Annotated in this window: 19 protein-coding genes, 1 tRNA gene and 1 pseudogene; 15 read left to right on the top strand and 6 right to left on the bottom strand. The window is 61.5% G+C overall.

Going from position 1 to position 22,291, the window contains the following annotated elements; genetic code table 11:
* Positions 1-105: 105 nt before the first annotated feature.
* Positions 106-555 (bottom strand): phosphoribosyl-AMP cyclohydrolase, encoded by a 450-nt coding sequence (gene hisI / locus B4E36_RS05340; protein ID WP_292054765.1) that lies wholly within the window; start codon positions 553-555, stop codon positions 106-108.
* 135 nt (positions 556-690) lie between these two features.
* On the opposite strand from hisI, the gene B4E36_RS05335 reads away from it, so the two are divergent.
* Both B4E36_RS05335 and yidD read left to right on the top strand, forming a co-directional pair.
* On the top strand, positions 691-1,149 hold the full coding sequence (locus B4E36_RS05335; RefSeq protein ID WP_292054768.1) for an iron-sulfur cluster assembly scaffold protein: 459 nt from the start codon (positions 691-693) through the stop codon (positions 1,147-1,149).
* The gene (gene yidD / locus B4E36_RS05330; RefSeq protein WP_292054771.1) at positions 1,142-1,474 is read left to right on the top strand and encodes a membrane protein insertion efficiency factor YidD; all 333 of its coding nucleotides are present in this window, start codon (positions 1,142-1,144) and stop codon (positions 1,472-1,474) included. Before B4E36_RS05335 ends, yidD begins: the two co-directional genes overlap by 8 nt.
* Here yidD and B4E36_RS05325 read toward each other — a convergent pair.
* The 4 genes from B4E36_RS05325 to moaA all read right to left on the bottom strand — a co-directional run bounded on the left by B4E36_RS05325 (position 1,462) and on the right by moaA (position 4,974).
* Entirely contained in the window at positions 1,462-2,283 is an 822-nt protein-coding gene (locus B4E36_RS05325) for a methyltransferase domain-containing protein (RefSeq protein ID WP_292054774.1), read from the bottom strand. The two genes, yidD and B4E36_RS05325, sit on opposite strands and share 13 nt — an antisense overlap.
* A 65-nt stretch (positions 2,284-2,348) precedes the next feature.
* Complete coding sequence (gene mobA, locus B4E36_RS05320) at positions 2,349-2,954, bottom strand: molybdenum cofactor guanylyltransferase MobA (RefSeq protein WP_292054777.1); 606 nt, start codon at positions 2,952-2,954, stop codon at positions 2,349-2,351.
* Entirely contained in the window at positions 2,951-3,904 is a 954-nt protein-coding gene (locus B4E36_RS05315) for a DMT family transporter (RefSeq protein WP_292054780.1), read from the bottom strand. Before B4E36_RS05315 ends, mobA begins: the two co-directional genes overlap by 4 nt.
* A gap of 77 nt (positions 3,905-3,981) precedes the next feature.
* The gene (gene moaA / locus B4E36_RS05310; RefSeq protein WP_292054819.1) at positions 3,982-4,974 is read right to left on the bottom strand and encodes a GTP 3',8-cyclase MoaA; all 993 of its coding nucleotides are present in this window, start codon (positions 4,972-4,974) and stop codon (positions 3,982-3,984) included.
* 142 nt (positions 4,975-5,116) lie between these two features.
* Between moaA and B4E36_RS05305 the strand changes: the two genes are divergently transcribed.
* The gene (locus tag B4E36_RS05305) at positions 5,117-5,488 is read left to right on the top strand and encodes a DUF971 domain-containing protein (protein ID WP_292054781.1); all 372 of its coding nucleotides are present in this window, start codon (positions 5,117-5,119) and stop codon (positions 5,486-5,488) included.
* A gap of 4 nt (positions 5,489-5,492) precedes the next feature.
* Here the strand turns inward: B4E36_RS05305 and B4E36_RS05300 are convergent, their stop codons facing one another.
* Positions 5,493-6,569, bottom strand: coding sequence for an AI-2E family transporter (locus B4E36_RS05300; protein ID WP_345900077.1), 1,077 nt, complete (start codon positions 6,567-6,569; stop codon positions 5,493-5,495).
* 100 nt (positions 6,570-6,669) lie between these two features.
* Here B4E36_RS05300 and B4E36_RS05295 point away from each other — a divergent pair, with 100 nt between their 5' ends.
* The 12 genes and pseudogenes from B4E36_RS05295 to B4E36_RS05240 form a co-directional block, all read left to right on the top strand.
* Positions 6,670-7,251 carry a DUF924 family protein gene (locus B4E36_RS05295; RefSeq protein ID WP_345900076.1) on the top strand — a complete coding sequence of 194 codons (582 nt, stop codon included), beginning with the start codon at positions 6,670-6,672 and terminating at the stop codon, positions 7,249-7,251.
* A gap of 172 nt (positions 7,252-7,423) precedes the next feature.
* The gene (locus B4E36_RS05290; protein WP_345900075.1) at positions 7,424-9,964 is read left to right on the top strand and encodes a mechanosensitive ion channel family protein; all 2,541 of its coding nucleotides are present in this window, start codon (positions 7,424-7,426) and stop codon (positions 9,962-9,964) included.
* 150 nt (positions 9,965-10,114) lie between these two features.
* Positions 10,115-12,628, top strand: a complete 2,514-nt coding sequence (locus B4E36_RS05285; protein WP_292054794.1) for a GcvT family protein — start codon at positions 10,115-10,117, stop codon at positions 12,626-12,628.
* Between the two features lie 268 nt (positions 12,629-12,896).
* Positions 12,897-12,972: transfer RNA gene (locus tag B4E36_RS05280), tRNA-Trp, on the top strand.
* A 167-nt stretch (positions 12,973-13,139) separates the two neighbouring features.
* Entirely contained in the window at positions 13,140-13,340 is a 201-nt protein-coding gene (gene secE, locus B4E36_RS05275; RefSeq protein ID WP_026173618.1) for a preprotein translocase subunit SecE, read from the top strand.
* An 18-nt stretch (positions 13,341-13,358) separates the two neighbouring features.
* On the top strand, positions 13,359-13,889 hold the full coding sequence (gene nusG, locus B4E36_RS05270; RefSeq protein WP_026173617.1) for a transcription termination/antitermination protein NusG: 531 nt from the start codon (positions 13,359-13,361) through the stop codon (positions 13,887-13,889).
* A 143-nt stretch (positions 13,890-14,032) separates the two neighbouring features.
* Positions 14,033-14,461: a 50S ribosomal protein L11 gene (gene rplK / locus B4E36_RS05265; RefSeq protein ID WP_018065629.1), complete on the top strand. Its 429-nt coding sequence runs from the start codon at positions 14,033-14,035 to the stop codon at positions 14,459-14,461.
* A 5-nt stretch (positions 14,462-14,466) separates the two neighbouring features.
* Positions 14,467-15,162 carry a 50S ribosomal protein L1 gene (gene rplA / locus B4E36_RS05260; protein ID WP_292054802.1) on the top strand — a complete coding sequence of 232 codons (696 nt, stop codon included), beginning with the start codon at positions 14,467-14,469 and terminating at the stop codon, positions 15,160-15,162.
* Positions 15,163-15,510: 348 nt separating this feature from the next.
* Positions 15,511-16,029 carry a 50S ribosomal protein L10 gene (gene rplJ / locus B4E36_RS05255; protein WP_018065627.1) on the top strand — a complete coding sequence of 173 codons (519 nt, stop codon included), beginning with the start codon at positions 15,511-15,513 and terminating at the stop codon, positions 16,027-16,029.
* Positions 16,030-16,092: 63 nt separating this feature from the next.
* Positions 16,093-16,470, top strand: a complete 378-nt coding sequence (rplL, locus tag B4E36_RS05250) for a 50S ribosomal protein L7/L12 (RefSeq protein WP_026173615.1) — start codon at positions 16,093-16,095, stop codon at positions 16,468-16,470.
* 192 nt (positions 16,471-16,662) lie between these two features.
* On the top strand, positions 16,663-20,802 hold the full coding sequence (gene rpoB, locus B4E36_RS05245; RefSeq protein ID WP_345900074.1) for a DNA-directed RNA polymerase subunit beta: 4,140 nt from the start codon (positions 16,663-16,665) through the stop codon (positions 20,800-20,802).
* 191 nt (positions 20,803-20,993) lie between these two features.
* A pseudogene (locus tag B4E36_RS05240) lies at positions 20,994-22,291 on the top strand (DNA-directed RNA polymerase subunit beta'); the annotation flags it as partial.

Here is a 22,291-nt window from a genome sequence, read left to right as displayed (position 1 = left end):
CCCTCAAGGGGGGAGATTGTGGGCTGCGTGGTTGCGGCGAAACCGGACGCCTCAACGTACTGAGATTCGCGACAAGGCAACGTCGAAGTCTTCCTCCCGAAATCCCTATTTCCCGCCGTAGACTTCCTTCGGATCGAAGGCCCTGTCATCGTCGATGCTGGTCAGCACGGCCTTGCCGCCCTCTATCGAGGCGGAGCGGTAGAAGCAGGAGCGGCGGCCGGTGTGGCAGGCGGCGGCGTGGCCGGTCATGGTCACCTTGATCAGAACCGCGTCCTGGTCGCAATCAGCAAGCACGGCTTCCACGCGCTGGAGATTGCCCGAGGTTTCGCCCTTCTTCCAGATCGCCTTGCGCGAGCGGCTGTAATAATGGGCAAAGCCGGTTTCGAGCGTCAGCGCCAACGCCTCGGCATTCATATGGGCGAGCATCAGCACGGCATTGTCCCGCGCGTCGGTGACCACGGCTGTGACGAGACCGTTTTCATCAAAACGCGGGGTGAAGACGCGCGATTCATCGAGCAGGGCCTTGTCCTGCGGTGGCTTTTCGAAATTCAGCATGGCTTTTCCCGTTTCCGGCGGTTTAAATAGACCCGGATCGGAACCTTGGCAATCGTGCGCTGCGGGCTTGTTGCGGCAGCGCCGAAAACCCATCTTCCGGATGAAGCATTGAAAAGACGCGCCGCAGGGTGACCGATGGACGATATCTATTCCGCGAGAATATTGCAGCATGCCGGCAATGTGACCCGGCTCGGCGTTATCGAGGATGCCGACGCATCGGCCTCGGCGCATTCGCGGCTGTGCGGTTCGAAACTGACGGTCTATCTCAACCTCGCGGATGGCCGCGTCAGTGATTTTTCGCACGAGTTGAAGGCCTGCGCGCTCGGCCAGGCGTCGTCCGCGATCATGGCCGAGACCATCATCGGCGCGACGCCGGCGGAAATCCGCGATGCTCGCGATAAGATGCGGGCCATGCTGAAGGAAGGCGGGGAGGGGCCGGACGGACGCTTTGCCGAGATGCGCTGTCTGCTGCCGGTGAAGGATTATCCGGCCCGCCACGGCTCGGTAATGCTCACCTTCGAGGCCACCGTCAAGGCGCTCGATGCGCTGGAACGCGGCCCCGCTCTGGCCGAGGCCGTCGGGCGCGATGTGTAACGGGCATTCGCGCAATTACAGCGGGCCCTTTCCGAAGACGCCGGGAAGGCTTCTGGGAACCGGCCTCATCCGGCTCTACCAGCTCACCTTTTCAAGCCTGATCGGCCAGTCCTGCCGGCATCTGCCGACATGTTCGGAATATGGCTATGAGGCGATTGCCCGCCACGGTCTGTGGTCGGGCGGGTTTCTCACGCTGTTCCGCGTCGGGCGCTGCGGGCCGGGCGGCACGTCCGGCTTTGATCCCGTGCCGGAGAAGCTGGACCCGCGCTGGCACTGGTACACGCCGTGGCGATTCTATCGCGCCGGACGCAGTCATGCCTCCTGAAGCCGGGCGATCACCAGATAGCCGGGCGTCGGCTGACCGTTTTCCATGCGGATATTGATATCGGTGACCTCGACCGTTTCGAAACCGGCGTTCTTCAGGCCGGTCTCGATATAGGCGAGGCTGTGGCCGAAGCGGTGATGCGGGCCGACGGCATAGCCGGCGCCCTTCAACCGTTCCTCCGGCAGGGTCTCGGCGGAAAAGGCGAAGATGCCGCCCGTTTCCATATTGGCCGCAGCGCCCTGAAACAGCGCGTCGAGTGTGCCGAGATAAGGCAGCACGTCGGCTGCGATCACCAGATCGAACGGCGTTTCGTCGCTTTCCTCGAGGAATTCCTCGACCTCGGCGACGAACAGCGTGTCGTAGAGACCTTTTTCATAGGCGATCTCGACCATGTTCTCGGAAATATCGAGGCCGGTGATGTCGTCCGCCATGTCGTTGAGCGCGTCCGCGCCAAGGCCGGTGCCGCAGCCGAGATCCAGCATCCGCCGGAACGGGCCGAGCGCAAGCGCCTGGAACCGCTGGCGGATGGTCATCGGCACGCAATAGCCAAGCTGCTCCACCAGAATATCCTCGAAGTCATCGGCATGCTGGTCGAACAGCGTCTCGACATAGGCGCCGGGCGCTTTCAGCGGCGTATCGCCGAAGCCCGTGGCGGCAAGGCGCACCGCAGCGCCGCCATGGTCTTCCGGGTCGATCGCCAGCACTTCGCGATAGGCCTCGGCGGCCTCGGCAAGCCTGCCTTCCTTTTCCAGCGCCAGTGCCCGGTTATAGGCCTTTGCCAGCTTCTTCTCGTCGATCTTCCGCGCCATCGCCTCAGCCTCATGTCTTTCGGCCTACGCTCTATGCCGGGTCGCGGGATGGCGCAACAGCCGATTTAATCCGCTCCAAGCCGTATTCGGGCCTGTTCGAGCTCTTCCGGCGTGTTGATGTTGAAGAACGGATCGCTAACGCCGGTCATTTCGAAATCCACGAACCGGTGCGGATGGCGCTCCAGAAAGCTCATCAGCCTTCTGTTGCCGCCCGCAAGCCATGCGGCAAGGTCATCAACAAGCAGGAGCGGCCAGAGGGCGAAGACGGGATGGACGCGGCCGTTCGAGCGCGCGGCCATGATTTCGTTGGGTGTGGGGGCTGCTGCGGCTAGCCGGTCGACGAAATCCGTGGGGAAAAACGGTGTGTCGACGGCGATCGAGGCGATATGGGATGCCGACCCGCCCTCGAAATGGCGAAGCGCCGAAAGGATGCCGGAGAGTGGGCCGTTGTGCTCCCCGCCGCCATCGGTAACGACGGGAGCGCCGGCGAATTCCGCCATCGCCCCATCATGGCGGCTGATGACCACCGGTCCGCTCTGTGAGGAAATACGCGTGAGGGCATGGGAAAGCAGCGTGCCGCCGCCGAAGGCGAGCATCGCCTTGTCTTCGCCCATGCGGCGCGAGGCGCCGCCGGCGAGAATGACGGCCGGGATGCGTTGAGCTTTCGTCAATCGCGCAAGACCTCCTCTTCGGCGCGCGCCAGCAAGCCGCCGCCCTGCGGGCCGCCGGGCTGGGTGGTTTCGCTGAGCGGCTCGATGCCCTTCTGGCGTTCGCGGTAGAACGAATAGAGGCCCGCGCCGACGACGATCGCGCCGCCGATCAGCACGTTCACGCCCGGATAGGTCGAGAACATGATCATGCCGAGGATGGTCGACCACAACAGCCCGGTGTAGCGGAACGGCGCGACATAAGAGATGTCGGCCTTACGCACGGCGAACACGATGAACTGGTAGCCGATCAGCAAAAAGCCCGCTGCCAGGACCAGCAGGCCGACGAGCGGCCAGCGCATCAGATCCCAGTCCTGTTCGATCGTGCCGAGCCCGGCGCCGCCGATGGTGAGCAAGGCGGAGGTCGACAGGGTGATCACGATCGCCGGCACATCGGTGCGGATCGCCTTGGTCAGAAGGTCGCGGGCGGTGGCGAAGAGCATGGCGATCACGACATAGAGCGCGCCGCTCTCAAAGCCCGCGGGACCCGGCTTGATGATGATCATCACCCCGATGAAGCCGGCGATGATCGCGCTCCAGCGCCGCCAGCCGACGGGTTCGCCCATGAACAGCGCCGCACCAAGCGTCACGGCCAGCGGCAGGCATTGCAGGATCGCCGCCGCATTGGCAAGCGGCATCGCCTTCAGCGCTTCGAGATAGGCAATGGCGGCGACAAGCTCGCATGAACTGCGGATCAGAACCCGCGGCTCCAGCACGGCCCGCATGTGCGAAAACACGCCCGCCCGCCAGGCGATGATCAGTGCGATGAACATGACGATCAGGCCGCGGACGAACATGATCTGCCCGACGCCGATCTCCTCGGTCAGTTTTTTCACGATCGCGTCGTTGATCGAAAAGCTGGCCATGCCCGCGATCATGAACAGCGCGCCGGAAAGATTTGAGGAAATACGCATCATTCGCCCATATTTTGATCATTCGGTTCATATCGCCGAACCGAGTCTGGGGGAAGACGCGTTGATGCTTTATATTTCTAGCCGCCGGTCATGCTCATGTGGCGGGCGACGGCGACGCGGGAGGTTTTTTCGTCGAGCTCGAAATTATGCTCTTTCGGCTTGCGGGCGATGGCATTGTCGATGGCGCGGTGGAGTGCCGCCTCATTACCAGGATTGTCGCGCAGCACGGCGCGAAAATCGGCATTGTCGTCCTGGCCGAGACACATATAGAGCATGCCGGTGCAGGTGAGCCGCACCCGGTTGCAGCTTGCGCAGAAATTGTGGCTGAGCGGGGTGATGAAGCCGAGCTTGCCGCCGGTCTCGGCCACATTGACGAACCGCGCCGGCCCGCCGGTGTCGAGCGGAATGTCGGTGAGCGTGAAGCGCTCCTCAAGGTCGCGGCGGACCTTCGACAGCGGCAGATATTGCGCGGAGCGATCGGTCTCGACCTCGCCGAGCGGCATCGCCTCGATCAGCGTCAGGTCCATGCCCTCGCCATGGGCAAAGCGGAGAAGCTCGGGGATCTCGGCCTCGTTAAAGCCGGCGAGCGCCACGGCGTTGAGCTTGACCTTCAGCCCGGCGGCGCGCGCGGCCTCGAGCCCCGCCATCACCTTGTGAAAATCGCCCCAGCGTGTGATTTCGCGGAATTTTTCGGGGTCGAGCGTGTCGAGCGAGACGTTGATGCGGCGCATGCCGGCGGCAAGGAGATCGTCGGCGAAGCGCGAAAGCTGAGAGCCGTTGGTGGTCAGCGTCAACTCGTCAAGCGCGCCGTCATCAATGCGGCGGCCAAGCGCCTCGATCAGATGCATCACATTCTTGCGCATCAGCGGCTCGCCGCCGGTGAGCCGCAGCTTGCGCACGCCCTTGTCGATGAAGGCGTTGCAGAGGCGTTCGAGTTCCTCCAGCGTCAACAGATCGCGTTTCGGCAGGAAGGTCATGTTTTCCGCCATGCAATAGGTGCAGCGGAAATCGCAGCGGTCGGTCACCGAGACGCGCAGATAGGTGATCGCGCGCCCGAAAGGGTCGATCATCGGGGCGGGTTTTTCGTCCGCTATCTCGCTGAAATGCCTGTTCACGCAAAATCTCCTTGCCCGGAAGATGTTCTTCGGCTTGGCAAGCGTCAAGTCCGGTGTCAAACAAAGCTCTGTGAAATGGTGGCGAAAGGAGCCGGTTTTGACATCGATTCCGACAGAGATCAGGGTCTCGAAAGACCGCAAAAGCCTGACCGTGACATTTGATGACGGCGCCCGTTATGCGCTGCCGGCCGAGATGCTGCGGGTCTTGTCACCTTCTGCCGAGGTCAAGGGCCACGGTCCCGGCCAGGCGGTTACGGTGCCGGGCAAGCGCAATGTCGAGATCATGACGGTCGCGGCCGCCGGCAATTACGCGATCCGCATCGGCTTTGACGACATGCACGACAGCGGCATCTATACCTGGACCTATCTGCGCGAACTGGGCGAGGACGGCGCGCGGATGTTCGCCGACTACGAAGCCGAACTGGCAGCAAAGGGCATGACCCGCGACCGGGCCGAGCGTCCGCGCTGAAGCCTTATTCCTGGCGCGGCGCGGCCAGCAGCGCCCTGGCTTTTTTCGGTCTCGATTTGCCGCCGAGAATGGCGGCGACCCAGTGCAGCGAGGGAATGTTCTCGCACACCGTCAGGAGCGCGATCGTGATCGGCACGCCGAGGAAGGTGCCGAACAGGCCCCACATGAAGGTCCAGAAGAAGATTGAGAACACCACCACGAAGGGCGAGATCGAAAGCGTCGAGCCCGAAACCATTGGCTCGACATAATTGCCGATGATGAACTGGATCAGGTTGAGCGCGGCAAACAGCACCAGCGCGGTTTCCCAGTTCTCGAACTGAATGACGCCGTAGAGCGAGGGGAACACGGTGGCGATCACCGAGCCGATGAATGGGATGTAGTTGAGCGCGAAGGCGATCACGCCCCATTCGATGGGGAAATCGAGGCCGGTGACTGTTGCGGCGCCCCAGAACAGGAAGCCGGTGATGGCGCTCATTTCGGTCCGGACCAGCATGTATCGGCCGAATTTGCGGGCCGTTTCGTGAGCAATCCTGACAGCCGTGGCGGCAAAGCCGGGCTGGTTGATCACGTCAAGCTTGCTGCGCAGCTTGTCGACTTCCGTCAGACCGAGCACGACATAGGCGAGCACGACAAGCCAGAAGCTGAGCGTAGTGCTGGCCTGGCCGGTGATCTGCCGGACGGTGCGCACGACGAGCCCGACATTGAAGACATCCGAAAGCGAGCTTGCGACCGCAATTCCTTGACCGTCGAACCAGGCGACGGCGTCCTGATAGGCGGCCTGCAATTGCCATGCTGCCTCAATGAAAGAGGTCGCGACCCGCGAAAAGCCCCAGATCACCAGGGTGGCGAAGATTACGAAGACGACGATGGTGGAAATCACCGTGAGCGCCAGCGCCGCCAGCGCCGGCATGAATTTCTGCAGCGCGTTCTTGATCGGCCAGGTGACGGCGATGATGAACAGCGCCAGCGCCACCGGCTTGAGGAATCCCGCCGCTCCGCGGATTGCCAGCAACAGCAGGATCACGAAGATCAACGATGTGACGACGGTGACGCCGCGCCGCGATCCGGCTGGTTCAGGCATATATGTCTCGCAAATGTCTTGCTTGAGCGGAGCTATGTGAAAATGTATCGTCCCCGTCTGTCATGCGCAAGCAGAACTGCATAAGCCGAGGAGAGGCGACATGAGCGAATTCATCGACGAGGCGGCAAGCCCTGAACAGGTGCTCGCATTCTGGTTTGAGGAGCTGACGCCGAAGGACTGGTTCCAGCCCGACGATGTGGCGGCGCTTGACCGCACCATCCTCTACCGCTTCTTTTCCACCCACCGGGCACTGGCGCAGAAGATCGGCGGCGCATGGCGCGCAACGCCCGAGGCGCAGCTTGCGACCGTTATCGTGCTCGACCAGTTTCCCCGCAATATCTACCGCGCGACGCCGATGGCCTTTGCCACAGACCGACTGGCGCTCAGGGAAGCCAAGTTCGCGGTGGCCAGCGGCGCGGACCAGGCGGTGCCGGCGGACCGTCGCGCCTTCTTCTACATGCCGTTCGAACATTCCGAAAAGCTGAAGGACCAGAAGCGCTCCGTCGAATTGTTCAAGGCGCTCGGCAATGAGGAATATTCCCGCTTTGCAGAAAGCCATCGCGATGTGATCGCCGAATTCGGCCGTTTTCCCCACCGCAACGCGATCCTGAAGCGCCGCTCCACCCCTGCCGAGCGGACCTACCTTTCGAGCGAGGAAAACACCGGCTGGGGCCAGAAGTGACGAAACAGGGCGGCGGCACGGGCCGCTGCCTTGAAATTGACGCGCTGCTCGTCAAGAGCACCGGTTCAGGACAAGTGAAAGGGCCAGCGGTTTGATTTGGCGAGGCGGCGCAAGGGCGGGGATTTTCGGCATTTTATGTCTGGCGCTGGCGTTCACCTCTGTCTTGCCGGTCATGGATGTCCGTGCCCAGCAGGCAGCGGAGACGGCAGCCCCGGCCGCGAGCGATGCGTCCGCCGCGCCGGCCGCCGAACCCGGTCAGCCGCAGGCGGCCGACCAGGCGGCAACGGAGCAACCGGCGCTCGATCCTTTCTTTCAGGACATGAAGGATCAGCTTGACGGGTTCTCCCGGTCGCTTTCAACCGTCGCCGCGACCGTTGCGGAGGATACGCCGGGCACCGACACCCTGGTGAGACTGCAGACCGAGGTGGATCAGGTTCAGGCCGGACTCGCCAAAATTCTGAGCTCGATTTCGATCCGGTTGACGGAGGTCCGCGCGCAACTTCTCGAGCTCGGCACCGCGCCCGGTCCGGGCGAGACCCCGGAGCCTGCGGTGACCACCGAGGAGCGCAACAAGCTTCTGGCGCAGCGTTCGGAAATTAACGCGCTGTCCGACCAGGCGCAGAAACTGAGCGCCCTGGCCGAGAAGACCTCCGCCGACATCAGCCATCTGCGGCGGGTGCAATTTACCGAGATGCTGTTTGCCCATACCGACCTGGTGCAGCTGTTCTCCTCCGATTTCAGTCGTCTGGTGCGCGGCGAGCTCACCGCTTTCAAGGTGTCCTATGGCGGTTGGCTGAACTATATCTGGAATGCCAAGCGGCTGCAGTTCCTGGCCGCGCTTTTCCTGTCCCTGCTGGCGGCGGTGTTCTCCTACCGCATATCGAGCCGGCTTCTGGATCGCACCAAACTCGACCTGCAGGAGCAGGAGCCCGATTACGTCGCCCGGCTTCTGGCAAGTTTCTGGACAACGATGATCCCGAGTCTTGCGCTTCTTGCCTTTCTCGCCGTGTCCTATGTGCTGTTCGTCGGCCTGAATATCTTCCTGCCGGATGTCGAGCGCTTCGTGCGGGCGGCCTATGTTTCCGCCGCGGTCGTCATCTTCGTGTTTCTGCTGTCGCGCAACGTGCTGACGCCGGGGCGGCCGCAATGGCGGCTGGTGCCGATCAGCAATTCGGCGGCACGCAACCTGACGCTGGCCTTCACCGCGCTCGCGGTGATCAACTGGGCGGATATCCTGTTCGGCGTATTGAACGACACGCTCGATGCCGATCTACGTCTCGAAGTGGCGCGAAGTCTCATCACCTCGGTGATGATCGGCACCATACTGATCGCGGTTTCGTTCATCCGGCTCAGGGCTCCGCTTGGCGGGGCGACGGCGCAGAAGCGGTCGATCAGAACCCTGTTTCCGTCCGCCATCGCCGTCATGACCCGGCTTGTGGGCGTGTTCATCGTGGTGGCGGCGCTGATCGGCTACGTCGCGCTGTCCCGGTTTGCCGCAAACCAGGTGGTGCTGACGGGCGGCGTGCTGATCACGATGTATATCGGCATCCTGCTCGGACAGGCGGTGTCGCAGCCGGGCAGTTTCGCAAGGACCGGATATGGCAAGCACGTTGTCAGCCGCTTCGGCGTTTCAAGCGTGCGCAGCGACCAGATATCGCTTGTTCTGGGACTTGTGACCTATGCGGCGACGTTTCTGATCGGTATCCCGATGATCCTGATATCGTGGGGGGTGCGCTGGGAGGAGATCAAGCTCTGGGCCGGAAAGCATCTGACCTCGGTCACCGTCGGATCGATCACGATCTCGCTTGGCGGCATCCTGATCGGGGTGCTGCTGTTTGTCGGCGGCTATCTCGGAACCCGCTGGTTCCAGGGCTGGTTCGACAATAATGTGCTGCTGCGCTCCAAGGCCGACTCTGGCGTTAGAAATTCGGTCAAGACCGGCATCAGCTATCTCGGCATCGTGCTTGCCGGCCTGCTGGCGATTTCGGCGGCCGGCGTCAACTTGTCGAGCCTCGCGCTTGTCGCCTCGGCGCTGTCGATCGGCATCGGCTTCGGATTGCAGACGATCGTCTCCAACTTCGTCTCCGGCCTCATCCTGCTGGCGGAGCGGCCGTTCAAGGTGGGTGACTGGATTGTGTCCGGCACCACCGAAGGCTTCGTCAAGCGCATCTCGGTGCGTGCCACCGAGATCGAGACCTTCCAGCGCCAGTCGATCATCGTGCCGAATTCCGAGCTGATCAATGCCTCGGTCGGCAACTGGATGCATCACAACCAGATGGGGCGCTCCGAGGTCGCCGTCGGCGTCTCCTATGACAGCGATCCCCGCACCGTGATGAACATCCTGATGGAGATCGGAACCACCCATCCGCTGGTGTTGCAAAACCCGGAGCCGATGGTGATCTTCGTGGGGTTCGGCGAATCGACGCTCGATTTCGAGCTGCGCGTCTATCTCGCCGACGTCTTCAACGGCATTACCGTGCGCAACGATATTCGCGTTGCGATCTTCGAGCGGTTCCGTGACGAGGGCATCACCATTCCCTATCCCCAGCGCGACCTGCACATCATTCCGCAGAAGGAACGCCACGACGAACTGGCGAACTCGATCCGCAAGCAGATGCGCAAGACCGCAACCGCGCCGGTGGAGACGACGGAGACGACAACGCCCTCCTACGATCATCCCGACGCCGGCAATGACGATAGCGGCGAGCGCTGAGCGGCGCGCGCCGGGCTGATTTTCAACGCGTCGCGGCCACAAGACTGCATGTCGCAAACGGGCTGTTGGCGGCGCGGTGGGCGTTGCATAGTCGGGTACAGAACGGCCCGGCTGACGCGGGCGCACACGCTATCCTTAGAGGCGGAACGGATGACAACGAAAACTCGGGCACTGGTGATCGGCGGCGGTGTCGTCGGCGTATCGACGCTTTATCATCTGGCGAAAAAGGGCTGGTCGGACGCGGTTCTGATCGAGCGCAAGGAGCTGACTTCCGGCTCCACCTGGCATGCCGCCGGCCTGCTGCCGCTGTTCAACATGAGCTATTCCGTCGGGCAGCTGCACAAATACTCGGTCAATCTCTATTCCGCGCTGGAGGAAGAGACCGGGCTGAATGTCGGTTTTTCGAAGGTCTCGAATATCCGCCTCGCGATGACCAAGGACCGGATGGATGAGTATCTCTATTATTCCGGCATCGCCGAGACCATCGGGGTCGATTTCAGGTTCCTGACGCCCGAAGAAGTCAAGGAAGTCTGGCCGCTGTGCGAAACCGACGGCCTGCTCGGCGCGATCCAGCATCCCGGTGACGGCTACATCCAGCCGGCCGATCTGACGCAGGCGCTGGCCAAGGGCGCGCGCGACAACGGTGCGCGGATCATGCGCAACACGACGGTGACCGAGATCCGCCAGAATACCGACGGCACGTGGCATGTGGAGACCGACAAGGAGGCGTTCACCGCCGACCACGTGATCTCCTGCACAGGCAACTTCGCCCGCAGGACCGGCGCGATGGTCGGGCTCAACATTCCCGTCATTCCGGTCGAGCATCAGTATATCGTCACCGAGCCGCATCCGGCCATTCTGGAGCGCAAGAAGCAGGGCCTGCCGGAAATGGGCGTGCTTCGCGAATCCGACAGCGCCTGGTACATGCGCGAGGAGGCGGGCGGGCTGATCCTCGGACCCTATGAGACCGGCGCACCGGTCTGTTATGTCGACGGGCCTTCCGACGACAGCGAATATGAGCTGTTCCAGGAAGAACTCGACCGGCTGATGCCGCATATCGAGACCGCGATGGCGCGCGTTCCGGCCTTTGCCGAGGTCGGCATCAAGAAGGTCTATAACGGCGCGATCGCCTATACGCCGGACGGCAACCCGATCGTCGGGCCCGCGCCGGGGCTGAAGAATTTCTGGCTGAACGAAGGTCATTCCTTCGGCATCACGGCGGCCGGCGGGGCCGGATGGCAGTTGGCCGAATGGATCGTCAATGGCGAGCCGACAGTCGATCTCGCCGGCGTCGATCCGCGCCGCTTTGGCCCCTACGCCACCGAAGGCTACCTCATCGCCAAGAACGAAGAGGCCTATGCCAATGTCTTCACCATGCATTATCCCGACGAGGAGCGTGGTGCGGCGCGGCCGCTGAAGACTTCGCCGGTCTATGAACGGCTGAAGGCGCTCGGCGGCGTATTCGGGTCGGTCTATGGCTGGGAACGGGCCAACTGGTATGCGCCGGACGGCTATGCGCTGGACGAGAGCGAACTTGGCGTCGGCGCTGACGTGCTCACCAGCCACAATCACGCCCCGCCGCTGGAAGATGGCCGGATCGTCGAAAAATGGTCGTTCCGCCGCTCCAACTATTTCGAGCATGTCGGCAACGAGGTGAAACACGTCCACGAGAAGGTCGGCGTGCTGGACATGACGCCGTTTGCAAAGATGGAAGTCTCCGGCCCTGGCGCGCGCGCCTTCCTCGACTCGATTTTCGCCAATGCAATCCCGAAGAAGCGCGGCCGGATCGCGCTCTGCCACCTGCTGGGTCAGGAAGGCGGGGTGAGGGCGGAGTTCACGCTTTACGAATGGGCGCTGGACCGGTTCTATCTGGTGTCGGGCGCGGGGCTCGAAAGCCACGACCACGATCTGCTGATGAAACTTGCGCCGACCGACGGTTCAGTCACGCTCCGGCCGCTGACCATGGAAATGGGCGTGCTGGTCGTCGCCGGTCCGAAATCGCGCGATCTCCTGAAGAAGCTGACGCGCGCCTCGCTCGAAAACGAGCATTTCGGCTGGCTCACCGGACAGCCGATCGCGATCGGGGCGGCGAGCTGTCATGCGCTGCGCGTCAATTTCGTCGGCGAACTCGGTTGGGAGCTGCATCACCCGATCGCGATGCAGACCTATATCTTCGACAAGCTGATGGAAGCCGGTGCCGAATTCGACATCAAGCCCTTCGGCATAAGGGCGATGGGCGCCATGGCGCTCGAAAAATCCTACCGCGCCATGCAGCGGGAAATGTCGATCGAATACACCGCCTACGAATCGGGCCTCGACCGCTTCATCAAGCCGAAGAAGGATTTCATCGGCAAGGAGGCGCTGCTGTCGAAGAAGGAGGCGGGTCTCGGCTCGGTGTTCGCGACCCTGATTGTCGAGGGCGTCACCGATTGCGACGCCCGCGGCTCGGAAGCGATCTATGACGGCGATGGCAACCTCGCCGGCCGCGCCACCCAGGGCGGCTTCGGCTGGCGTATCGGCAAGTCGATCGCGCTGGCGATGCTGAAGCCGGACTATGCGGCACCCGGCACAAAGCTGAAGATCAGGATCCTCGGTGACCTTTATGACGCGACCGTCGTGGAGGAGAGCCCGTTCGATCCGGAAAACGAGGCGCTGCGGGCGTAGACCCGCCGCACCTCTCTTTCTTCCTCATGCCGGCCTTGAGCCGGCATGCAGGGCAACGCGGCAACGGTTCAGGTTTTCGCGCGTCGTCGCTTTGCTGCGGAAGGGTAGGCGAGTCCTCCCGCGCCGCCGCCAACCGGGCAACGGGCCAGATTGCGCAATCTTCACAGGCATTCATGAAAAACACTCTTGCAAAGCGCGCCTCATCCCCGTAAATGAGCGCCATGTCTGATGCTGGCGCGCGGAAACGCCTGTCGCCCGTTGAGGATGAAGGGGTATAGCTCAGTTGGTAGAGCGGCGGTCTCCAAAACCGCAGGTCGGGGGTTCGAGCCCCTCTGCCCCTGCCAGCACGGCGATCCTGCCACGCAAATCAGTGGTCGGCTCGCGTGAATGTGAAAACAAAAATACGTTTTTCTCTTGTGTCAACGAAAAACGATGATATGTAGTGAAAAACAGACTCGCGGCGCGTGGAGCTGGATCTTCCGCTTTACGTGCCGTAAAGGCGTGGGCATTTATGGCATCTAAAACCAATCCATTCACGTTTCTGCAGCAAGTGCGCGCTGAGACGGCCAAAGTCGTTTGGCCTTCCCGGCGCGAAACTGTGATTTCGACCCTCATGGTGATCGTGATGGTCGTGATCGCGGCGTTTTTCTTTTTTGCTGCGGACCAGTTGATGAGCTTGTTGATGAATTTCATCCTCAATCTCGGCGCCTGATCGGGGAAGGGGAAGCAGATGGCTATGCGTTGGTATATCGTTCACGCCTATTCCAACTTCGAAAAGAAGGTGGCAGAGGCGATTGAGGAGAAGGCCCGCCAGAAGGGTCTCGACCAGTATTTCGACCGCATTCTCGTGCCGACCGAAAAGGTCGTCGAGGTGCGTCGCGGCCGCAAGGTCGATTCGGAGCGGAAGTTCTTCCCCGGCTACGTGCTGGTGAGGGCCGAGCTCAATGACGAGGTGTTTCACCTTATCAAGAATACGCCCCGCGTGACCGGTTTCCTCGGCAGCGACCAGAAGCCGGTTCCGATTCCGGATTCCGAGGCCGAGCACATTCTCGGTCAGGTTCAGGAGGGCGTCGAGCGTCCGAAGGCGACCGTGCTTTTCGAGATCGGCGAGCAGGTTCGGGTTTCCGATGGTCCGTTCGCATCGTTCAACGGTGTGGTGCAGGACGTCGATGAGGAGCGCTCCCGCCTGAAGGTCGAGGTCTCGATCTTCGGCCGCGCCACCCCGGTCGAGCTGGAATACGCGCAGGTCGAGAAAGTTTGACGTTTTGCCCCTTCGGGGGCATTGCGCGTGGAAGAACAGGACGCTTAGCCGGCGCCCGGATGTTCGCACCACGCAACCGCAGCCGCCGGCGATAGGCCGGCAGTCGGGCCGGATTTCCGGTCCACAACGTGAAAGGCAGAGTAATGGCTAAGAAAGTTGCAGGCCAGCTCAAGCTGCAGGTCCCGGCAGGTTCGGCAAATCCGTCCCCGCCGATCGGTCCCGCGCTTGGTCAGCGTGGCATCAATATCATGGAATTCTGCAAGGCGTTCAACGCCGCCTCGCAGGAAATGGAAAAGGGTATGCCGATCCCGGTCATCATCACCTATTTTCAGGACAAGTCCTTCACCTTCGTGATGAAGCAGCCGCCGGTTTCCTACTTCCTGAAGCGGGAAGCGAAGCTGAAGTCCGGTTCGAAGACTCCGGGCCGCGCATCAGCCGGCAAGATCACCTCTGAGCAGGTCCGCAAGATCGCGGAAGCCAAGATGAGCGATCTGAACGCCGCCGATATCGAAGGCGCAATGCGCATGGTCGAGGGCTCCGCCCGCGCCATGGGCCTGGAAGTGACGGGTTGATTGCCATGACCAAGATTGCAAAGCGTATTCAGAAGAACCGCGAAGGCGTTGATGCCGACAAGTTCTACGCCCTGTCCGAAGCCGTGAAGATGGTCAAGGAACGCGCCACCGCGAAGTTCGATGAAACCATCGAGATCGCGATGAACCTCGGCGTTGATCCGCGTCACGCCGACCAGATGGTTCGCGGCGTCGTCAACCTGCCGAACGGCACGGGCCGTACGGTTCGCGTTGCCGTTTTCGCCCGTGGCGCCAAGGCCGATGAAGCCAAGGCAGCCGGCGCCGACGTCGTTGGCGCGGAAGAACTGGTCGAAGCCGTCCAGGGCGGCAACATCGATTTCGATCGTTGCATCGCCACGCCGGACATGATGCCGCTCGTCGGCCGTCTCGGCAAGGTGCTCGGCCCGCGCGGCATGATGCCGAACCCGAAGGTTGGCACCGTCACGATGGACGTCAAGGCGGCTGTCGAAGCCTCCAAGGGCGGCGCTGTCGAGTTCCGCGTCGAGAAGGCCGGTATCGTTCACGCCGGCGTTGGCAAGGCCTCGTTTGATGCCGCTGCGCTGGAAGAAAACATCCGCGCTTTCGCCGATGCCGTTGTCAAGGCAAAGCCGGCCGGCGCCAAGGGCAACTACGTCAAGCGCCTCGCGCTGTCGTCGACCATGGGCCCCGGCGTCAAGATCGACTTCTCGTCGGTCAACGCCTGAGCGCGTAACAAAGAATTTCCGGAAGTGTTCTTCCGGTGACAAGTTTCCGGGCTCCAGGGCCCGGAAAGACCCGGGATAAAACCCGGTTTCCTGTCCGAGATTGCAGGTGGGCAACCTTAATTATGCCTGCATGAGACGGGTGAGACCAATTTTTCCGTTGGCGACGCAAGTCACCTTTGGCGGTTTAACTGGTTCGAACCTGGTTGTGCCTAGGCGCTTGAGAAATCGCGCGCCGATGGGGGCAGGATCCTCGAGCGTCGCTTGGGATCTTGGATAAAAACAAGAAGCCCCTTGCGGCAAAGGCAAACCGACAGGTCCGAAAATGGGCCTGTCAACTGGAGATAGGCAGTGGAAAGAGCGGAAAAACGCGAATTCGTCACGGAACTGAACGAAGTCTTCAAGGCTTCTGGCTCAGTTGTCGTGGCCCACTATGCCGGTGTCACCGTTGCGCAGATGAACGATTTTCGTTCGAAGATGCGTCAAGCGGGCGGCACTGTCAGAGTCGCGAAGAACCGCCTGGCCAAGATTGCCCTTCAGGGTACGGAGTCCGAGGGAATGTCCGACCTGTTCAAAGGTCAGACGCTCATCGCATTTTGCGATGACCCGGTGACGGCTCCGAAGGTCTGCATGGACTTCGCCAAGACCAACGACAAGCTCGTTGTCATCGGCGGCGCCATGGGGGCAACCGTGCTCGACGCGGAAGGTGTGAAGTCGCTTGCGACGATGCCTTCGCTGGACGAGCTGCGTGCGAAGCTGGTTGGTATGATCCAGACCCCGGCTACCCGTATCGCGACGATTGCTTCGGCACCCGCAAGCCAGCTTGCGCGCGTGCTCAATGCCTACGCCACGAAGGACGAAGCCGCCTGATGCGGTTTTTCGCTGTTTACAAAATTTCGAACCAGTTCGAACCAACACTGAAGGAATATGAACATGGCTGATCTCGCCAAAATCGTAGAAGAACTCTCTGAGCTGACGGTTCTCGAAGCCGCCGAGCTTTCCAAGATGCTCGAAGAAAAGTGGGGCGTTTCCGCCGCTGCACCGGTAGCCGTTGCTGCTGCCGGCGGCGCTGGCGCTGCTGCTGAAGCTGTTGAAGAAAAGACCGAATTTGATGTCATCCTGGCGGAAGCCGGCGGCAACAAGATCGGCGTCATCAAGGAAGTCCGCGCCATCACCGGTCTCGGCCTCAAGGAAGCCAAGGACCTCGTCGAAGGCGCTCCGAAGCCGGTCAAGGAAGCCGTTTCCAAGGCCGAAGCCGAAGAACTCAAGGGCAAGCTGGAAGCAGCTGGCGCCAAGGTTGAGCTCAAGTAAGCTTTGCTTTTTTGTTGCGCGGGCGATTGGACCGCCCGCGCAATGACAACTGACCCGAAACCATTACCCAAAGTCCCATTTCGGGCCTTTGGGTAATGGGTTCTCAAGAAGACCCTTAAATGACGACGGAGCCAATTGGCCATCGGTGACCGTCTGTTGCAGGCCCGGATGCAGATTGAAGGAGCTACCTGAATGGCTCAGACCCTTTCCTTTAACGGTCGCAGGCGCGTACGCAAGTTTTTCGGAAAGATCCCGGAAGTCGCGGAGATGCCGAACCTGATCGAGGTTCAGAAGGCCTCCTATGACCAGTTCCTCATGGTTGACGAGCCCAAGGGCGGACGTCCCGACGAGGGGCTGCAGGCGGTGTTCAAGTCCGTCTTCCCGATGACCGATTTCTCCGGCGCTTCGATGCTCGAATTCGTGTCCTACGAGTTCGAACAGCCGAAGTTCGACGTCGAGGAATGCCGCCAGCGTGACCTGACCTATGCCGCGCCGCTGAAGGTGAAGCTGCGCCTGATCGTGTTCGATATCGATGAGGACACGGGCGCGAAGTCGATCAAGGACATCAAGGAGCAGTCGGTCTATATGGGCGACATGCCGCTGATGACCAACAACGCGACCTTCATCGTCAACGGCACCGAGCGCGTCATCGTTTCCCAGATGCACCGTTCGCCGGGCGTGTTCTTTGACCACGACAAGGGCAAGAGCCATTCGTCGGGCAAGCTGCTGTTCGCTGCCCGCGTGATCCCCTATCGCGGTTCCTGGCTCGATATCGAATTCGACGCCAAGGACATCGTCCACGCCCGTATCGACCGCCGCCGCAAGATTCCGGCGACGTCGCTCCTGATGGCGCTCGGCATGGACACCGAGGAAATCCTCGAGACCTTCTACGAGAAGGCCACCTATGAGCGTGATGGCGAGGGCTGGAAAGTGCCGTTCTCGCCCGAGCGTCTGCGCGGCCAGAAGGTCATTGCCGATCTGATCGACGCCGACAGCGGCGAAGTCGTGGTCGAGGCCGGCAAGAAGCTGACCCCGCGCATGTTGAAGAAGCTGTCCGAAGGCGGCCTCAAGGCGCTCAAGGTGAGCGATGAGGAGCTTTACGGCACCTTCCTCGCCGAAGACCTCGTCAACCTGGAAACCGGCGAAATCTATCTCGAGGCCGGCGAAGAGCTGGACGAGAAGAATCTCGCCGGCATCATCGATCAGGGTATCGACGAGATCGCGATCCTCAACATCGACCACGTCAATGTCGGCGCCTATATCCGCAATACGCTGGTCGCGGACAAGAACGAGAACCGTCAGGACGCGCTGTTCGATATCTATCGCGTTATGCGTCCGGGCGAGCCGCCGACCATGGAATCGGCCGAAGCCATGTTCAACTCGCTGTTCTTCGACAGCGAGCGCTATGACCTGTCGGCCGTCGGCCGCGTCAAGATGAACATGCGTCTGGATCTCGATGCCGAGGATACGGTTCGCGTTCTGCGCAAGGAAGACATCCTGGCCGTCGTCAAGACGCTCGTCGACCTGCGCGACGGCAAGGGCGAGATCGACGACATCGACAATCTCGGCAACCGCCGCGTCCGTTCGGTCGGTGAGTTGATGGAGAACCAGTACCGTCTCGGCCTGCTCCGCATGGAGCGCGCGATCAAGGAACGCATGTCCTCGATCGAGATCGACACCGTGATGCCGCAGGACCTGATCAACGCCAAGCCGGCGGCCGCCGCCGTGCGCGAGTTCTTCGGTTCGTCGCAGCTTTCGCAGTTCATGGACCAGATCAATCCGCTGTCGGAAATCACCCACAAGCGTCGTCTTTCGGCACTTGGGCCGGGCGGTCTGACGCGTGAACGCGCGGGCTTCGAAGTCCGCGACGTGCATCCGACCCATTACGGCCGTATCTGCCCGATCGAGACGCCGGAAGGCCCGAACATCGGTCTGATCAACTCGCTTGCGACCTTCGCCCGCGTCAACAAGTACGGCTTCATCGAAAGCCCGTACCGCAAGATCTCCGAGGACGGCAAGCTCACCGACGAGGTGATCTATCTGTCGGCCATGGAAGAGGCAAAGTACTACATCGCCCAGGCCAACTCGGTGATGAACGATGACGGCACCTTCGTTGAAGAGTTCGTTGTCTGCCGTCACGCCGGCGAAGTCATGTTGGCCCCGCGCGAAAACATCAACCTGATGGACGTTTCGCCGAAGCAGCTCGTGTCCGTTGCCGCCGCTCTCATTCCGTTCCTGGAAAACGACGACGCCAACCGCGCGCTGATGGGCTCGAACATGCAGCGTCAGGCCGTGCCGCTTCTCAGAGCCGAAGCGCCGTTCGTCGGCACCGGCATGGAGCCGATCGTTGCCCGTGACTCGGGCGCCGCGATCGCCGCCAAGCGCGGCGGCATCGTCGACCAGGTTGATGCGACCCGTATCGTTATCCGCGCGACGGAAGATCTCGATGCTTCGAAGTCGGGCGTCGATATCTACCGGCTGATGAAGTTCCAGCGTTCGAACCAGAACACCTGCGTCAACCAGCGTCCGCTGGTGCGCGTCGGCGACGTTCTGAACAAGGGCGACATCATCGCCGACGGTCCGTCGACCGATCTCGGCGACCTGGCCCTCGGCCGCAACGCGCTGGTCGCGTTCATGCCCTGGAACGGCTATAACTACGAGGACTCGATCCTGCTGTCCGAGCGGATCGTTTCGGATGACGTCTTCACCTCGATCCACCTGGAAGAATTCGAGGTCATGGCCCGCGACACCAAGCTCGGCCCGGAAGAAATCACCCGCGACATTCCGAACGTTTCGGAAGAAGCGCTGAAGAACCTCGATGAGGCCGGCATCGTCTATATCGGCGCCGAAGTGCATCCGGGCGACATTCTCGTCGGCAAGATCACGCCGAAGGGCGAAAGCCCGATGACGCCGGAAGAAAAGCTTCTGCGCGCGATCTTCGGCGAGAAGGCTTCGGACGTTCGCGACACCTCGATGCGCATGCCGCCCGGCACGTTCGGCACCGTGGTTGAAGTCCGCGTCTTCAACCGCCACGGCGTCGAGAAGGACGAGCGCGCCATGGCGATCGAGCGTGAGGAAATCGAACGCCTCGCCAAGGACCGTGACGACGAGCAGGCCATTCTGGACCGCAACGTCTATGCGCGTCTTGCCGACATGCTGCGCGACCAGACCTCGATTGCAGGCCCCAAGGGCTTCAAGAAGGGCGCTGTGCTGACTGATGAGGTCATCTCGGCCTATCCGCGTTCGCAGTGGTGGATGTTCGCTGTCGAGGACGAGAACCTGCAGGGTGAACTCGAAGCGCTTCGCGGCCAGTATGACGACTCCAAGAACCGGCTGGAACAGCGGTTCATGGACAAGGTCGAAAAGGTCCAGCGCGGCGACGAAATGCCTCCGGGCGTGATGAAGATGGTCAAGGTCTTCGTGGCTGTGAAGCGCAAGATCCAGCCCGGCGACAAGATGGCCGGCCGTCACGGCAACAAGGGTGTGGTTTCCCGCATCCTGCCTGCCGAAGACATGCCGTTCCTGGAAGACGGGACCCATGTCGACGTCGTGCTGAACCCGCTTGGCGTGCCGAGCCGCATGAATGTCGGCCAGATTCTGGAAACGCATCTAGCCTGGGGTTGTGCCGGCATGGGCAAGCGCATCGGCGAGATGCTCGAGGCCTATAAAGAGACCAACGACATTGGCCCGCTGAAGGAAACGCTGACCGAGGTCTATGCGTCGGAAGCCCGTAACGAAGTCGAGTATTTCGACGATGACGGGCTGGTGCGTCTGGCCGAAGAAGCCAAGCGCGGCGTCTCGATCGCAACGCCGGTCTTCGACGGCGCGCATGAAGGCGACGTTTCGGAAATGCTGTCGCGCGCGGGCTTCGACCCGTCCGGTCAGTCGGTGCTTTATGACGGGCGTACCGGCGAACAGTTCGACCGCAAGGTAACCGTTGGCTACATGTACATGATCAAGCTCAACCACCTGGTTGACGACAAGATCCATGCACGCTCGATCGGTCCGTACTCGCTCGTTACCCAGCAGCCGCTGGGCGGCAAGGCGCAGTTCGGCGGCCAGCGCTTCGGCGAAATGGAGGTCTGGGCTCTGGAAGCCTACGGCGCCGCCTACACGCTGCAGGAAATGCTGACCGTGAAGTCGGATGACGTTGCCGGTCGTACCAAGGTCTATGAAGCCATCGTCCGCGGCGATGATACGTTTGAAGCCGGTATTCCGGAATCCTTCAACGTTCTCGTCAAGGAAATGCGCTCTCTGGGGCTTTCGGTCGAGCTGGAGAACTCGGCCGAGGAGCCGCAGCCGGACGTCGAGCTTCCGGACGCCGCGGAATAAAGTTGAGAGCCGACGCGCCCCCTTCACGGGCGGGCGCGTCGCCGGCGCTCGATGCTTAGAAAGTAAGCCTCAAGTGTCAGTTTCGCCGCATTTCGCGGCCACAACCGTTTTAAAGGCAGGTCGTCCGGTATCGGGGTTTTGACCGGATGGACTGCCAGCAAGGGCGATGCCGCCCAGTCAAGGAGACAGGCATGAACCAAGAGGTCATGAATCTTTTCAATCCGCAGGCGCCGGCGCAGGTCTTCGATTCGATCCGGATCTCGATCGCCAGCCCGGAGAAGATCCTTTCCTGGTCTTATGGCGAAATCAAGAAGCCGGAAACGATCAACTACCGCACCTTCAAGCCGGAGCGCGACGGCCTGTTCTGCTCGCGCATCTTCGGCCCGATGAAGGATTATGAGTGCCTGTGCGGCAAGTACAAGCGCATGAAATACAAGGGCATTATCTGCGAAAAGTGCGGCGTTGAAGTGACGCTGTCGCGCGTTCGCCGTGAGCGCATGGGCCATATCGAACTCGCCGCCCCCGTCGCCCATATCTGGTTCCTGAAGTCTCTGCCGAGCCGCATTTCCACGCTGCTCGACATGACGCTGAAGGATGTCGAGCGCGTTCTCTATTTCGAGAACTACATCGTCACTGAACCGGGCCTGACCGACCTGAAGGAGAACCAGCTCCTTTCGGAAGAAGAATACATGATGGCCGTCGACGAGTTCGGCGAGGACCAGTTCTCGGCCAATATCGGCGCGGAAGCGATCTACGAGATGCTTGCCAGCATGGATCTCGAAAAGATCGCGGGCGATCTGCGCGCCGAGCTTGCCGACACCACGTCGGACCTGAAGCAGAAGAAGCTGATGAAGCGTCTCAAGATCGTTGAGAACTTCCTCGATTCCGGCAACCGTCCGGAATGGATGATCATGAAGATCGTTCCGGTGATCCCGCCGGACCTGCGTCCGCTGGTGCCGCTCGACGGCGGCCGGTTCGCGACGTCGGACCTCAACGACCTCTATCGTCGCGTCATCAATCGTAACAACCGTCTGAAGCGGCTGATCGAGCTGCGCGCGCCGGGCATCATCATCCGCAACGAAAAGCGTATGCTGCAGGAATCCGTCGACGCCCTGTTCGACAACGGCCGTCGCGGCCGCGTCATCACCGGCGCCAACAAGCGTCCGCTGAAGTCGCTGTCCGACATGCTGAAGGGCAAGCAGGGCCGGTTCCGTCAGAACCTGCTCGGCAAGCGCGTCGACTATTCCGGCCGTTCAGTCATCGTGACCGGTCCCGAACTGAAGCTGCATCAGTGCGGCCTGCCGAAGAAGATGGCGCTCGAACTGTTCAAGCCGTTCATCTATGCCCGTCTCGACGCCAAGGGGTATTCCTCGACCGTCAAGCAGGCGAAGAAGCTGGTGGAGAAGGAGCGTCCGGAAGTCTGGGATATCCTCGACGAGGTCATCCGCGAGCATCCGGTTCTCCTGAACCGCGCGCCGACGCTGCACCG

This window comes from Martelella sp. UBA3392 (assembly GCF_002358775.1).
In the GTDB taxonomy this organism is placed as follows: Bacteria; Pseudomonadota; Alphaproteobacteria; order Rhizobiales; family Rhizobiaceae; genus Martelella; species Martelella mediterranea.
The sequence above is the reverse complement of the archived record's forward strand: the minus strand, read 5'-3'. Positions and strand labels throughout refer to the sequence as shown.

Bases quoted from the DNA above. Each gene is read 5' to 3' on its own strand.
- hisI (WP_292054765.1), bottom strand. From the start codon at position 555: ATGCTGAATTTCGAAAAGCCACCGCAGGACAAGGCCCTGCTCGATGAA.
- B4E36_RS05335 (WP_292054768.1), top strand. From the start codon at position 691: ATGGACGATATCTATTCCGCGAGAATATTGCAGCATGCCGGCAATGTG.
- yidD (WP_292054771.1), top strand. From the start codon at position 1,142: ATGTGTAACGGGCATTCGCGCAATTACAGCGGGCCCTTTCCGAAGACG.
- B4E36_RS05325 (WP_292054774.1), bottom strand. From the start codon at position 2,283: ATGGCGCGGAAGATCGACGAGAAGAAGCTGGCAAAGGCCTATAACCGG.
- B4E36_RS05315 (WP_292054780.1), bottom strand. From the start codon at position 3,904: ATGCGTATTTCCTCAAATCTTTCCGGCGCGCTGTTCATGATCGCGGGC.
- moaA (WP_292054819.1), bottom strand. From the start codon at position 4,974: ATGATCGACCCTTTCGGGCGCGCGATCACCTATCTGCGCGTCTCGGTG.
- B4E36_RS05300 (WP_345900077.1), bottom strand. From the start codon at position 6,569: ATGCCTGAACCAGCCGGATCGCGGCGCGGCGTCACCGTCGTCACATCG.
- B4E36_RS05295 (WP_345900076.1), top strand. From the start codon at position 6,670: ATGAGCGAATTCATCGACGAGGCGGCAAGCCCTGAACAGGTGCTCGCA.
- B4E36_RS05290 (WP_345900075.1), top strand. From the start codon at position 7,424: ATGGATGTCCGTGCCCAGCAGGCAGCGGAGACGGCAGCCCCGGCCGCG.
- B4E36_RS05285 (WP_292054794.1), top strand. From the start codon at position 10,115: ATGACAACGAAAACTCGGGCACTGGTGATCGGCGGCGGTGTCGTCGGC.
- secE (WP_026173618.1), top strand. From the start codon at position 13,140: ATGGCATCTAAAACCAATCCATTCACGTTTCTGCAGCAAGTGCGCGCT.
- nusG (WP_026173617.1), top strand. From the start codon at position 13,359: ATGGCTATGCGTTGGTATATCGTTCACGCCTATTCCAACTTCGAAAAG.
- rplK (WP_018065629.1), top strand. From the start codon at position 14,033: ATGGCTAAGAAAGTTGCAGGCCAGCTCAAGCTGCAGGTCCCGGCAGGT.
- rplA (WP_292054802.1), top strand. From the start codon at position 14,467: ATGACCAAGATTGCAAAGCGTATTCAGAAGAACCGCGAAGGCGTTGAT.
- rplL (WP_026173615.1), top strand. From the start codon at position 16,093: ATGGCTGATCTCGCCAAAATCGTAGAAGAACTCTCTGAGCTGACGGTT.
- rpoB (WP_345900074.1), top strand. From the start codon at position 16,663: ATGGCTCAGACCCTTTCCTTTAACGGTCGCAGGCGCGTACGCAAGTTT.